The 13542-nt window shown below is 42.8% G+C and carries 12 protein-coding genes; 6 read left to right on the top strand and 6 right to left on the bottom strand.

The features are described 5' to 3' along the window. Positions 1-558 precede the first annotated feature (558 nt). A complete protein-coding gene (dinQ, locus tag DXX3274_RS23220; RefSeq protein ID WP_077911453.1) occupies positions 559-642 on the bottom strand; it encodes a damage-inducible type I toxin DinQ in 84 nt (27 codons plus the stop codon). 623 nt (positions 643-1265) lie between these two features. Between dinQ and DXX3274_RS00185 the strand changes: the two genes are divergently transcribed. The 4 genes from DXX3274_RS00185 (at position 1266) to DXX3274_RS23890 (ending at position 2555) form a co-directional block, all read left to right on the top strand. Then, positions 1266-1493, top strand: coding sequence for a type II toxin-antitoxin system Phd/YefM family antitoxin (locus DXX3274_RS00185; RefSeq protein WP_042857899.1), 228 nt, complete (start codon positions 1266-1268; stop codon positions 1491-1493). After that, positions 1493-1819: a type II toxin-antitoxin system RelE/ParE family toxin gene (locus DXX3274_RS00180; RefSeq protein ID WP_042857897.1), complete on the top strand. Its 327-nt coding sequence runs from the start codon at positions 1493-1495 to the stop codon at positions 1817-1819. Before DXX3274_RS00185 ends, DXX3274_RS00180 begins: the two co-directional genes overlap by 1 nt. A 242-nt stretch (positions 1820-2061) precedes the next feature. Further along, positions 2062-2343 carry a hypothetical protein gene (locus tag DXX3274_RS00175; RefSeq protein ID WP_042857895.1) on the top strand — a complete coding sequence of 94 codons (282 nt, stop codon included), beginning with the start codon at positions 2062-2064 and terminating at the stop codon, positions 2341-2343. Positions 2344-2384: 41 nt separating this feature from the next. Then, positions 2385-2555, top strand: coding sequence for a hypothetical protein (locus DXX3274_RS23890; protein ID WP_193747018.1), 171 nt, complete (start codon positions 2385-2387; stop codon positions 2553-2555). Between the two features lie 448 nt (positions 2556-3003). Here DXX3274_RS23890 and DXX3274_RS00170 read toward each other — a convergent pair whose 3' ends face one another. Beyond that, positions 3004-3879: a hypothetical protein gene (locus DXX3274_RS00170; RefSeq protein WP_042857893.1), complete on the bottom strand. Its 876-nt coding sequence runs from the start codon at positions 3877-3879 to the stop codon at positions 3004-3006. A gap of 320 nt (positions 3880-4199) precedes the next feature. On the opposite strand from DXX3274_RS00170, the gene DXX3274_RS23885 reads away from it, so the two are divergent. Both DXX3274_RS23885 and DXX3274_RS00160 read left to right on the top strand, forming a co-directional pair. Then, complete coding sequence (locus tag DXX3274_RS23885) at positions 4200-4301, top strand: hypothetical protein (RefSeq protein ID WP_193747017.1); 102 nt, start codon at positions 4200-4202, stop codon at positions 4299-4301. A 465-nt stretch (positions 4302-4766) separates the two neighbouring features. Further along, complete coding sequence (locus DXX3274_RS00160) at positions 4767-5000, top strand: hypothetical protein (protein ID WP_152495191.1); 234 nt, start codon at positions 4767-4769, stop codon at positions 4998-5000. Positions 5001-5069: 69 nt separating this feature from the next. Here DXX3274_RS00160 and DXX3274_RS00155 read toward each other — a convergent pair whose 3' ends face one another. The 4 genes from DXX3274_RS00155 to DXX3274_RS00140 form a co-directional block, all read right to left on the bottom strand. Further along, entirely contained in the window at positions 5070-5516 is a 447-nt protein-coding gene (locus DXX3274_RS00155; RefSeq protein WP_042857887.1) for a hypothetical protein, read from the bottom strand. A 456-nt stretch (positions 5517-5972) separates the two neighbouring features. Next, on the bottom strand, positions 5973-10706 hold the full coding sequence (gene mobF, locus DXX3274_RS00150) for a MobF family relaxase (RefSeq protein WP_042857885.1): 4734 nt from the start codon (positions 10704-10706) through the stop codon (positions 5973-5975). Between the two features lie 2 nt (positions 10707-10708). Beyond that, positions 10709-12733 carry a type IV secretion system DNA-binding domain-containing protein gene (locus DXX3274_RS00145; RefSeq protein ID WP_050569751.1) on the bottom strand — a complete coding sequence of 675 codons (2025 nt, stop codon included), beginning with the start codon at positions 12731-12733 and terminating at the stop codon, positions 10709-10711. 10 nt (positions 12734-12743) lie between these two features. Continuing rightward, complete coding sequence (locus DXX3274_RS00140; protein ID WP_042857884.1) at positions 12744-13091, bottom strand: hypothetical protein; 348 nt, start codon at positions 13089-13091, stop codon at positions 12744-12746. Between the last annotated feature and the right edge of the window lie 451 nt (positions 13092-13542).

Below are 13542 nucleotides of genomic sequence, written 5' to 3'. Positions count from 1 at the left end.
TCGTTATCCGCCGGGCAGCATAGGAGATAAAATGTTCCCCTCAAAACCGCTTATAGACTTAGCAACAGCGATCGCACCGTATGACAGCAATGACACCACTACTCTACCTATTATTTTAGGCTTGTGGTGTTTGGGCTGGATGATTTTCTACTTTGAAAGAGGCAGCTGGCATGATGAACTGAATTACTTAGCATTTATGGCAGTCCTCACCCCAACTCTCATGATATCCTTTTCTAGTGGTTTTTTCTTCTGGTCGCTAGTAATAATGACTGTAATCAATATTTCGATCTGGATCTATACTATATAGGGTGATTGAATCATGCCGTCAAAGCCGCGAAGCTGTCCAGTTCTGCATATATCAACCACGTTGCGGACGTTATTCAATATAGCTGACATATAAAAAGCGTGGTCGATATGCCCGGCCAGAAACGAGCATAGTCATACCACCTAGTTCTTTTGACAAGAAGTGCTCTCACCTGGACAGAGCGGTTATTCTGCCCACCAAATATTAAAGGGCGAAGAGTGGTTAGCCCTTCGCCCTTAGTTACGTTTCCGTTATCAGTTCATGAGCTGAAGCAGGTAACGGATCAGTTCCAGCAGCGCGATTAACGCCCCAAGAACGATGATTGCTTTATCAATCATCCGTTTACTCCATGAAATGGAGTGAGAACACCGCCGCTTACTCTTACACTGCCTGTCACGGCGGCTTTATCTCCAGTGTTAGTTAAAGACAGTTCCACTCCCGCCAGAGCGCCGGAACCGGCACCACCCGTAATTCAGGCCAGGACTTGAAAGCGTTCATACCGCGTATGTTCGCAGAAGCGGAACTGTCAGCAGAGCTAACGGGCTGATTATACCTATTATCAGGGAACATTGCATTTAGGTACTGGACAGCGTACTATTTAACCGTTAGTTAAAGACAGTTCTATTCAGGTAAGGGCCAAGCGTCTTAAGCCAGAACAGTAAAAAAGCCGACCTCACCAGTCGGTTTTTTTACGTCCCTCGTTTAATTTCCCGCGTCGTTAGACAGTCAGGTAATTCTGTCCAGCGCCCACAAAAAAGCCGCTTTCGCGGCTTTTTCTGAAGTTTCGCTATTAATCTGCCCGTCACGCTCCATTCTTCACTCTGACCGTTCAGCGTCCTTTTATATACCACCCTTTAATCCCCGCGTCAGTCTGGACGTTCCGGTAATTCTGTCCAGTCGAGCATTGCAAAAAGACTAAATAAAGACTACATTTAAACCTCTGCGTTTATGTGAGGTTCCTATGAAAGTTGAAACTATCAGCTATGTGAAAAAAAACGCTGCATCACTCGATCTGGCTGAGCCGATTCTGGTCACTCAGAACGGGGTTCCGGCCTATGTGATCGAGTCCTATGACGCGCAACAGGAGCGCCAGAACGCGATCGCGCTGCTGAAGTTGCTGACAATTTCAGAGAAAGACAAGGCAGACGGTAACCTCTTCAGTAAAGAACAACTACTGGCAGGTCTGTAATGACGGTGATGATCCAGTACACACGTACTGTAAAAGTTTGCCTTGAAGATATTACCAACCACTTACGCCGTATCGAGGCCGAACCAAAGGAGGTGATCAGCGGCATCATTGAACACTTCGAAAACCGGGTCAGTGATTTTCCGCTTGGATGTCAGGTATGTCCAGAATTACTCAAGATTGGCTGTGCGAAATACCGTGAGTGCAATACCCCGGACGGTTACAGGGTACTGTATTCAGTAGAGGATGATGTAATTACAGCGCACGCAATTCTGGCTCACAAGCAGGACATCCAGAATCTATTATTTAAGCGACTGATAAGCATTTAAACAGAAGGGATTTGAATGAAATACTGGAGGGAAGTGAACCATATCGATATCACCGAAGGTGAACGGGGTGGCCGGGTGTGGGCGCTGACGCTATCTTGTGGTCATATGGCGTTTCGACGCATCCCCCGCGTCCGCCTGCATAATCTGACGGCGTTCTCCCGGACTGAGGCCCCAGAAAAATGCCACTGCCCCCTCTGCGCTGACGCGTCGGATCAATGATTATTAGCCAATGAGGGTAAGTCATGAATTATGATGAAATAACAGAAATTACCACTGAGCGTATAAAAGACTATATGAAAGAGGCTGTTAATGCAGATCGTGAAGAAATTGCGGGAATGTATCATAATGCGGCATGGGGGGTGCATACATTGTGGTTTGCTCTATGCAGCAAAATACATTTAGATATGTGCAAAAAAGACAGGTTTGCGGCCTATAAATTAAGAGACGATTTTTATAAACAGGATGAAGAATTTAAACAAATGACAGATCGCGAGCGCGTCCCACTATTGAAGTCGCCCGAATAATATTTATTTAACGCTATTACAGCGATAACTTTGAGGTTTTTATGGCTAGAGAAATTGCTGACGATGAAGTAGACGCGGATGTTATGTTTATTCTTGCAAAGGAATTTAATGTTGATACTGATCTTTTGCCCGGAATTGCACAATATCTTAGTCAAGTCCTTGTATGTGATTGTCAGTGGGGAATTGAAGACGAATCCAGCAATGCCGGATGAATTCCGGGAGTAGCAGGCCGAACTAGCGGCCTTTTTTTTAATTCCCCGCCCACCTGGACAGAGCGGTAATTCTGTCCAGCCCTGCTGGTAGTGCATGATCTAGCTTGGTATTATTGATATGTGTTCGTTAATTGAGCGGTGCAAATATTACATGACTACAACTACAGTTTTCAGGCTGATGGTTGCTTACCAGCAAGAAGAGAATTCCCGTAAAGAGCGTTACCTTTCGGCCTCTTCCCTTCCGTGGCCGGAACGGTATCAACATAAACCATCAATGCGTCGTTCACCCCGTGACCGGACGTTATTCAGGATAGCTGACACGGATCTCCGCTATAAAAAGCGTGGCAGATATGCCAGACCAGAAACAAGCATGGTCATACCGTCCAATAGTAGTCGCATAATCGCGCACCTGGACAGTCCGGTCATTCTGTCCGGCGTCCCGCCTTTATTATCCTTCCCCGTACAGAATGATTAACTGTGCAAAGGTAGCTGACCATGTGCCACTTACCAGTTCGCCAATTTCTGAGGCCAGCGCGTCCAGTGTTTTACGACCCACGCGCAACTGTAGTTTCCCTAGCAATAGCCACCACTCATCCTGTGTACCCCCGTTCCTGATTAATCGCGCTGCCGCACCGCTGCGGCTTTCACTCGCCTCCCCTTTCTTGAATACGTCCAGTAACCGAACCAGCGCGGTAAACACGTCCCAATCCAGCGTAGCCTCAAAGTTATTCCCTTTACATTGCATGCTGAATAATGGAGGGCGTCGCTCGTCAGTGCTGGCAAATCGGTTAAACTCAGTACCTGTTACGTTAATGGTAAAGACCAGATCTCCGACTTTGATATGTAGGTTTGATGAAGTGATGTTATCCGGGCATTGCGTCTTTGCAAACTGCATACGTTCGTTCATATCAGCAATATAATGGCGAATACAGAATGCCAGCAGAGAACGATAATCGTCTTCCCCGGTAATGGTTTTGGGGCTTATTGCCAACTGGTGAATGTTATTGTAATAGCTGCCAGCCAGCGGGATATTATCCATATGCTCTCGCGTGCCGTCTGCCAGAAATTTAATTTCAGCTTCTGACAAAGGTGATGTATTTCCGTTACCCCACAGATCACACAGCTTACGATGAATATTCGCCAGGGCAACAGTGGGTTCTGCTTTCAGTCTCCCGTATTCGGCGCTTACCCCGCCGTCATTCAACCCAGTTTCAATCATTGAAGCAACGAGCGAGTTGACAGAAAGGCTTTCTTCTTTAGCTCTGACTTTCAGGCGGGTGATCAGTGTCGGCAAAATTCGAACGGATAGCTGTGATAATTCCATATGGCCTCTTTATGGTGTGATAGATATTAAAGCTATCATATCATTTGAACAATGTTCACCAGTCGTTTTTTTACACCTGAATACTGCCCCTCGTTTAATTCCCCCGCGTACCTGGACACAAAGGTAATTCTGTCCAGGCTGGTGGCAGTGTAAGTACGCCGCGGCGACCAAAAAAACGCGTTTTTTCTGACAACCCCCACGAAGATCGTCCCCGTGTATTAATGGCATCCTCTAACCGTTTTCGTTACCGCCCGTCGCGTCGTGACAGAACAATATCCCCTGTAGCCGGGTGCATGCCCTTTAAAAACGGAGGTATTAAAATGGTTCCATTATTAGAGACGTTCCTGACAGCCACGCCAGTTTCACAGGGGGCGACGATTCTGTTCGTTGCCCTGCTGATATACTGGCAAAAAAAACAATAATGAATCGAGCTGGCTACTGCCAGCTTCTCATTTCCCCTGTCACCTGGACAGTCAGGTGATTCTGTCCAGCCCTGCTGGCAGTGCATGATCTGGCTTGGTATTATTGGTGTGTGTTCGTTAATTGAGCGGTGCAAATATTACATGACTACAACTACAGTTTTCAGGCTGATGGTTGCTTACCAGCAAGAAGAGAATTCCCGTAAAGAGCGTTACCTTTCGGCCTCTTCCCTTCCGTGGCCGGAACGGTACCAACATAAACCATCAATGCGTCGGTCACCCCGTGACCGGACGTTATTCAGGATAGCTGACACGGATCTCCGCTATAAAAAGCGGGGCAGATATGCCAGACCAAAAACAAGCATGGTCATACCGTCCAATAGTAAGGTCGCATAATCGCTCACCTGGACAGAGCGGTGATTATGATGAATAAATCCACACGGATTGATAAAAATAAGGATGAAGATCGTGACTCTCTACACAGTAGTAGATGATGGTTATGACGTGGATGTGTATCGCAGCCTGAAAGCGGTCTGTGCCGCGATGGCAAACCAATACTGCCTTGAACCGGCAGATGATTCTGATGAAGAGCCAAGGCCAGCCTCTGTGCGTGATATTGCCAGAGCAATCAAGGCAGATCCTATTGTCCGTCTATACCCTATTGAAGGTGGCGACTGGACATATCGCATCCAAAAACACTGATTGGACATTCAGGTGACTCTGTCCAGTACCCACAAAAAAGCCGCTTTCGCGGCTGTTTGAACATTCAGCTTATCTATCCAGCCACGCCGCCCCTATCCAGATGCTGTGGCCGATTGAATACGTATGTTCCACAATATCCGTTTCACCATACGGATCATTACTTACCTGACAGTCTGCACCGCCGATGGAGCTATCCAGTGACACAACAACGTCATATTCTGGATACGCCGCCTTTATCGCTTCACGGATGGCGGTTGCATACCGCTGGCGTTCCTGCCCGGTAAGCATTTCTGACACGGATTTCAAGCCCACAGTGTAAGTGATAAGGGGTAATTGCGGCACATCGCAAACCCTGCTTCCACCGGGTAACACTGCCTGGTACGCGCGGTAATCTTCCTCGGTCATGTTTTCCGCATCGTGCTCACGCTGGCAGCGCGTACAGCGGGTTTTCCCGGCATGCATATCTTCGCCGCAGTCCGGGCAGTTATCCAGATTATCTTCTTTATTGATTTTCATTTCCGGCCTCCTTCTTTTCCAGTGGTGCTGGATTTAGCGTCATAAACTCGCCAGAACTGCACGCTGTGCAGTCAGCGCTTTCGTCTCAGAGCGTCAAAATCTTCCCGACGCTGAACGGCCATACCATGATGTTTCTCAATCGCCAGAATAGTCTGGTGTAGCAATGATGCTACACATCCAATCCTTTTCAGGAACTCTTTTTGTCGGCCTGGACATTCAGGTGATTCTGTCCCCCCCCGCCCGATACTACATCTTGTGTGCTGTCCAGCTGAGAATGCTACTACATCTAGTGACAGGAGGATGGCCACCACGCCATTTTTACGTCCCCGCACCGGGCCACCTGCTGGACCAAACCACACTATCGGAAAAAATGTCCACTGCCAGGCTCTCCCGGATCGGATTTATTATAGTTGACAAAATAGCGCCATAAGTCGCTATTCCCATATAACTATATTATCAAAGTGATTTCTGCCTTGAATACATTTTTTCTTTAGCTTTTTCAATATCATTTCTCCTATTTTCTTTAAATTTGTTTATAACTTTTTGCGTCACCAATTCCAGTTTTGTTGCTATCTTTTCTGCTGGTGTGAGTGCTTTACCAAAAAGAGAGTCGAAACTCTCTTTCTCATCTTTTGTTAATGCTATTTTCTTCATTCCAATAGCTGTTTTCTGAAAGTCATCGTTGTTCCTCAGCGTTTCTATCAGTTTTACTTTATCATCAGTTATAATGGATAAGTCACTCGCATGAGAAAGCGCATTATGCAGTACACCTTGTGTTGAAAAATTATTATTCCACGACTCCATTAGTGTTATGATTTTATTGTATAAATTATCCTTAACATGGTAGTTATGCATAGAATATGCCCACTCAGTGTGTTTCCATTCTTTTGAATTAAATGTCACTTCATTCCCATTCTTTAATCTTACCGTTACATCCCCTGTTTTTTTGTTGATATCTAATATTTTAGCTAGTGTGTTTCTGGCACAATATCGGTTCCCGGACCCTTTACCTTTCGGTAAGGCCCTAGTAAATCTTATTGCATCACCTTTTACATACTCTCTATTCTCTTGAGAATAAATAATGATCCCATTACCTTTTGTAGAGCTTATTTTGGAAACATCAAAATCCTTCTTGATAGATTTATCTTTTGTCGATGATATGATTATCTTATTTGTTATCTCATTTATCGATTCAACTACAAAGGTGTCACCTTTTAAATAATCAGATTTATCCGACTCCATCTCTACAACCCATCCTTCCTTGTAAAACCTAGCCTCCCTTTTTTCAAAGGGATCAAGGTGAATTTCTCGAAAAACAGTTGTATCTATACCTTCTTTTTCTATACTACCCTCCACTTTTAGTCCATCACGAATGAGTTGATTGACATCATATCTCTTGTAGTGATCAGGTAGCAGAACACCGGCTGATTCTCTTTCTTCTTTAGATAAATTTAGGTATATATTTGCTATGGCGTTCAGCCTGGCTTTTATACCTTCTTGCTTTGTCTTTCCATCGATAGAATGGATCATATGGTCTAGTGCTTTCAGCGCTTCATCCACATCCCCTTTATAAAGTTCTGTCGTTGCTTTATTGGTAGAGGCTACTCTTGCACTTCCTTGTCCATCCATAGAGACAAAATGAAGCCCCTGTTGCTGTATTAAATCAGGGATAGCGCCCCACGATAGTGAGTTTTCTTTTTTGTCGGCAGATAAAATTAATCTTGCCCCACTGTATCTTGCTAACTTCATCAATTTGAGTGTTTCTTCTGCACCAAGGAGTGATACGTTTTCTACATACCAAATTTCCCTTCTTCCGCTTACTCTCGTATTCTCTTTTATTGACTGCTCAATTTTATTTATGTGATAAAATATATTTTTCGCTGGTAAACCAGATTTGTATAAGGCGGTAACCCCGTCGTTATTTGTTGAAAACGCTCGGAATTTATATTTATTTTGTTCGGCTATGTGTCTTCCAACTTTTCTGATAAGCTCCTTATGACCGCTATTTTCATAGCCAGCAATCATGACTGTTTCATCAGTAGATCCCATTACATTAAGTAATACTTGATGTTCTTTTTCTGAAATATTTCCTCCATCTCTTAAATTTTGAGCTTCTACAAATTTATTTATTGCACTTGAAGGGGATATTTTTGAAAACCTCTTTACGCCTTGCTTAAGATGCACGACAATATTTTTCTCTACCTTTATATTCTCTTTTGTTGTGTAAAGGGCATCGTATGAATTCCCTTTTTGTTTTATGGTTGATAAACTTAACCGTCCATTCCCTCTCATTTTTTCTATTACATCTTCAATATCCTGAACATCATAGTTACCTAAAGTCCATTTCATGGACTCTCTTATTAATTCTATATGACTAAACACGGATTTTTTTGCAGATAGTTTATCTACCGTTATTTCAATTTCCTTGTATACCTGCTCACTTATTGCTTTTTTTCTCTCAATATCATCTTTTCCGGCAATGATTGCGTCATTTTTTATTTTTGACAGTGTTACACCATCTAGAGATGTTGTTTTTTCAGCCAATCTCTCATTTATAGCTCCCAGCAAATCTTTTTTATTTTCAGTGAAAATCTCTGCAATATTTCTTGCCCTGGAAAGAGCGACATAGAATGATTTTCTGTTTACAAGGTTTTTTCTCCACGATTCCATTAACACCATTACTCTATTAACAGTTTTTCCTTGTGCTTTATATGATGTCAATGCCCATCCATGTTCAATGTTAGTCCATTCGTTACCTTTGAAAGAAAACTCGTTTCCATCTTCTTTTTTTAGAATATAAGAACCATCTTTTTTATTTATAGATTTGACAGATAGTGATTCCCCGTTTTTTATACCAACATCATTCCGTGTTTTGTTCCAAATGATTTTATCACCAACAGATATGCTCATGTTCTCTTTCTTGAAAACTGACATATTGAAATCATTTCTTGTTGACATATCTTTTAAATTTATTTTTATTTCTTTTTCGTCATTCTTTGGAGTTATCGTTAGCTCATTTCTTTTGTTATCTATGCTTTTTATCGTGTAAAACCCCGCTTTTATTTCACCTATGTCCTTTTGAACCTCAATAGCCAGCCCATTTTCATAGTACCTTGAATCATGCATTTTAGCGTTATTTGTACTATAAGGGGTCAACACATTAACCTCTATTTCATCTTTAGATATGACGCCTGACTCTTGTAGCCATTTTCTTGCTGCATTATTGAATTCAGCCCTGTCTTCATTTGCGGGAATTATTACCAGTGATGAATCTCGCCCATCTTTATCTAGAGATTTCCATTTTGAAAACAACGTCACCATTGGGTCCTTACTTTCAATAATGTTATCCCCCATAAAACCAAAGGCTGATGAAATATCACCAGCAATCGTTGATTTTACAGCATTGAGTAAATCTTCGTTTTTTTGTCTTTGAATTGTTGTTACTCCTGAAACTCTCATTCCGAAAGTTGCTAAAAACCCAAATGGTTTTCCTGCTTCAACAGCCCCATGTTGATCTTCATCACCAAGCATTAATATTTTTGTGTTGGTTTTTTTTGCTAATTTGAGAAGATCTAAGATTTGACTGGTGTTTGACATACTACTTTCATCAACGATGAGAAGGCTTTTTTCATTTATATTTTCCGGCCTGAATTTATAAAGATAGCTATCAATCGTAGCTGCTTTTATATTTGCCTCATTTTGCAGTGTATCACTGGCTGATCCAGTTGGAGCCACCCCTTCTACGTCATACCCCATTTTCTTTGCAGCATCTATTATTCCCCGGACTAACGTTGTTTTCCCAACCCCCGCATGACCTTTAATCCCTGTCACCAAGTCAGGAGAGGTTAGTGCTCCGATAATGCTATCTCGTTGGTCATCAGAAAATATTATCCCTTCCGACTTCTGAAACTTAGTTACATGATCTGATGCGTCAGTCTTGTCCATTATTATGGGATGCTTGTTTTTCCCGGTCAGCATTATTTGGACAATTTCTGTCTCTTTTTTTAAGATTTCAGGGGTCGTATAGGATGATTTAACCCTTGGAATTAACTCACCATTGTCTATTAAGTAATCAATCCCCTCGTTAATGTCGTCAATGCCATGCTTTGACAGACCTATCCTTAACGCTTCATTTAGGATTTCATCGTGCCCTATTACCGATTCATTTTCTGATAATACTTTGTATGCCAACCTGACGTCTGAGATTAACTCACTCTCAAGCCCATTATGGTCTGTCGCTTCTACAGTTACGCCATGTTGGTCTGAGTGGTTCTCATAGCTCTTATGGACCTCTTTTGCTCTCTGAATAACTTCCGCCATATTGAAGCCTAGGCTCTCTATCGTGTCAGTCCAGATTGCATCCCTTTCTATCTGTTCAATCGGTCGTTTGCTATCTCGGGTATACAAGGTGGCCCGCTCAATCGAGCGTTGATCGCTTAGTCCTCTTTGTTTAATCGCTTGCTCAATTATCTTTCTCCTTTTTGATAGAGCATCCTTGACGTTGTCTGGAACTCCTGAAATATCCCAGAACCCCTTTTGCCTGTCGGTAACATCAATCTCATACCCAATATCCTTGGTCCTCTTTGCCATTTCAGATCTATAGGCCAGGCCCGTTATCATTTTTGCCTGATACATTTCTATCGGTTCTAGGCTCTTCCACTTCCCTTCAGAGTCTTTCACTGCATTCATGATTACATTGTGAGAGTGTAGTGCTGGATCATGTGCTCTTGACTCTGTGTGTACAAACGATGCATAAAGCAAGTTATCCACACGTTCCCGGACATAAACGCCATCCTTGAATGTTCTGGTTCTGGCATAGTTTTTTTCTAAAAATGTCATGGCAGCCTTCACGCTCTCTATATGAGCGGCTACCAGGCGGCTATCTCCGCCCGCTAATGCTAGTATGGATACCCCTTTGGGAGCGCTAAAGGTGAAGTCCCATGCAGGTACATGGTCTTTTGACCCATCAACATTAGTCCTTCCTAATTCAATTCCTTCCTCTATGTGTCCCATTAAGAGTTCCGTGAATTGTTTTTTATCAATAGATAACCCTTCTATGCCTAGCTCTTTCGCCCCTTTTCCTCCCCACTCACAGATTACTTCCCCTGTGTCTTTGCTGTAGTAGTTATCATTACTAATATAGTAACTACCAGCCTGTCTAATATTGGCAACTTTCGTAATGCTTAACATCGTTAGTCTCCTGAACCAATATCAATATCTAGTGGTTTTACTAACTGTGGCGGTTTTTTTTCTTTCTCTTCTTGCTGTTCTTTGACATGTTCAATATTCCCCATTGGGACACCGTCACCTTCTGGTTTTTTCTTATCTTCCTCGCTATTTTTCCTTTGGGATTCCCAGCTCAACAGGCTTTCGATATTGTTCGCTTTTGCATCGTTAAAAATGCCTTTCAAGACACTATCTGGATTTAACGCATTATCGTACTCTAGTTTGCTTGGTAGGTTCCCGTTCACCATCTCATCTATGTCTATAAAGGCAGGGGCAATAGTAGGCATTGTCTTAAATTCATATTCAAGTTTTACAACTGGCAACCCTCTCCCCAGCTTCAAAATGCACTCTCTGTTATCCAGGTTCTGGATCTGGCTGTATAACATCAGAGTCCTTTCTCTTGGCGTTTTGTGAACGTTTGTTGCATCTCGGGTATCTGATGCAGATACAGTGTAATTCTCCGCTGCTTCTTCTACCTCATTGTTTCCTAGTTGTTCTGCTACCCATTTAGCTCCATCTTTCCCATTAATTCGGAAGCCCATAAATACCCCCATGCTATCAGCGAGGGCTTTGCTTCTTTCATTGCCATATCTATCTCTTAATTGAGAGTCTGACTGTGCCCCAATGATAGGAACAACACCTTGTTTACGGCCTAAATCAACAACATCCAATAGCGACTTTATTGGGTACAAATTGGGTAACTCATCAAGCCCAAGAATTATCCGTCTGAAGATTTCCGGGTCAAGAGACAGAATCGTTGAACATGCTGTTTCAATCCACATTGTATGGATTTCTTTTAGTGTTTTTTTCATGTCATCCCTTGTCGGGATAAAAACCCACCGCCGATCTTCATCGTCATGTAACCATTGCTTGAATGAAAAATCTGGCCCTTTCATTAGAGAAAGATATTTCAATCCGCGAGTATAAGTAGTGATGACAGATCGAAGTGAACCAGCCATTTTTTCAACATCTATGTTGAATATAGTTCTGGCGTCGCTGTGGGCCAAAACGCTTGCAAGTTTTTTATCATCCATTCGAAGGATGATGTTCATCAAATGTTCAACCTTGGGTTCCCTATATCGCTGACCTAATTCATCCAAAAGGGATGATAGGATAATTTGCGGCCCCATTGTCCAGAATGGATCGCCTTTATCTGAAAGAGGAATGGCTGACTCAGCTATTCTGTTATACGTTATCTCGTTTTTCCCTTCCCCCCACAGCGACCATGAGTAACTTCGCTCGTCGAATGGACTTAGAATGACATCATGTCCGTGGCGGTAGAATCTCTTTATGAACTCACCACCGACATCATAGATCATCGCCTTGTGATTCTGTTCTCTGGCCTGGTTGTATATATCTCTGTGGGCATTGGATTTACCAACTGACGGCGATCCTATTGTCATAATCCCTGTGCATTCCTGTTCTGGCAATAATGGAATACCACAGATATTATACAAGCTAGGCTCTCTCTCTGCTTTCAACTTCTCACCCACTAATTTCTTCAATATCTCCTTTTCTTCTATCTGGGCACCGCGCCTATGCTCATCTCCCGCGTCTTTTCTCCCCCTTCTTTTTAAGTAAATGAAAAGAGCATAGGCAACCAGTGTTGCAAGTAAAGCTGATATCTTTGCTGACCAAATAAATCCATCAATGAGAGTTTCATAATGCTGCTTAATGGCCTGGCTGCTGGCTATTTGTCTGTGCGACACTTGGACTTTCTCACCGGTTGGTAAATCCAGTGATATTGCACGGTCAGCCCCGAAATTATAATAGACTCGAACGCTCGATATCGCGTACTTCCCCCCGTAATAAACATCGCTATCCGATGTTAGGTTTAGTGTCATAATTACGGTAGATGTGATGTAAACAACCATCACAATCTTCGTATATTTTGTCACTATCTGAAACAGCATTCTCAAAAAATGAGAGAGGGTTTGCCCCCCCCTTGTCACATCAACAATGGTTCCATTTTCTTTCTTTTTATTTAGCATATAAACTCTCTTAATCCTCTATACCTAAGCTCTTTAGTAATTGTGCAGCATCATCCCTTGCTCCAGACAAGACTTGTTCATTTACCATATTAATGGCTTCATCATGTGATATGTCTTGCCTTACTGATTGGATCAACAGAATCAGTCCGTTTCGTAGGATGTAAAATGTATTTGCATCAATTCTCAGGTTCGCATTAATTTTCTTATCATGAGTTATCGTTAGGTCTTGCAGACCTTTTCTCGTAAAAAATTTTGCCAGAGCATGCTTTGATATCCCGCGCTTTTTGGCCTCCTCTCGTAATAGTCCGTCTAGTTCACTATCGGCATAGAAACTTATCACACCTGATTTTTCCCCCATTCGCCCCCCTTAACGGTGCTAGTAATTTGTATAACTTTAATATAAACAGTTACTGAAATCATCTGTGATGCGCATATATGTGCTTATCTGATGATTTTTATGATTTTTTTTTCCTTTTATTTATTAGCTTAAATTTGAGGCATATATGTCATATGAGCACTAATGGCGGGGCTTGCTGGTTTGCATATTTATATGCGTTGGGTGTGACCAATGCTAATCACCTGCGTAACCAGCCTCGACGAGAGATGTTTTTGGTTTTCGGTCTTCGTCTTTTGCTACAGCGGGGATCTGTTGCATCGGAACCTGTATTGCAGACGAAACACGATACTTATGCAGTTATCCCCGTTTTCCACGGTCCGCGAGCATCCAGGAGCGAAGCCCCCCACCAAAGGGGGCGCAGCGATGGATGCGGCCTTTGGCGCGGGCGGTGGTAAACGGGGGTAACTGCGAT

The sequence above is a fragment of the Dickeya sp. NCPPB 3274 genome (assembly GCF_000406205.1).
In the GTDB taxonomy this organism is placed as follows: Bacteria; Pseudomonadota; Gammaproteobacteria; order Enterobacterales; family Enterobacteriaceae; genus Dickeya; species Dickeya fangzhongdai.
The sequence above is the reverse complement of the archived record's forward strand: the minus strand, read 5'-3'. Positions and strand labels throughout refer to the sequence as shown.

Coding starts and splice junctions, on each gene's coding strand:
- dinQ (WP_077911453.1), bottom strand. CDS start 642: ATGATTGATAAAGCAATCATCGTTCTTGGGGCGTTAATCGCGCTGCTG.
- DXX3274_RS00180 (WP_042857897.1), top strand. CDS start 1,493: ATGACGGTGATGATCCAGTACACACGTACTGTAAAAGTTTGCCTTGAA.
- DXX3274_RS00145 (WP_050569751.1), bottom strand. CDS start 12,733: ATGCTAAATAAAAAGAAAGAAAATGGAACCATTGTTGATGTGACAAGG.
- mobF (WP_042857885.1), bottom strand. CDS start 10,706: ATGTTAAGCATTACGAAAGTTGCCAATATTAGACAGGCTGGTAGTTAC.
- DXX3274_RS00185 (WP_042857899.1), top strand. CDS start 1,266: ATGAAAGTTGAAACTATCAGCTATGTGAAAAAAAACGCTGCATCACTC.
- DXX3274_RS00175 (WP_042857895.1), top strand. CDS start 2,062: ATGAATTATGATGAAATAACAGAAATTACCACTGAGCGTATAAAAGAC.
- DXX3274_RS23890 (WP_193747018.1), top strand. CDS start 2,385: ATGGCTAGAGAAATTGCTGACGATGAAGTAGACGCGGATGTTATGTTT.
- DXX3274_RS00140 (WP_042857884.1), bottom strand. CDS start 13,091: ATGGGGGAAAAATCAGGTGTGATAAGTTTCTATGCCGATAGTGAACTA.
- DXX3274_RS00170 (WP_042857893.1), bottom strand. CDS start 3,879: ATGGAATTATCACAGCTATCCGTTCGAATTTTGCCGACACTGATCACC.
- DXX3274_RS23885 (WP_193747017.1), top strand. CDS start 4,200: ATGGTTCCATTATTAGAGACGTTCCTGACAGCCACGCCAGTTTCACAG.
- DXX3274_RS00155 (WP_042857887.1), bottom strand. CDS start 5,516: ATGAAAATCAATAAAGAAGATAATCTGGATAACTGCCCGGACTGCGGC.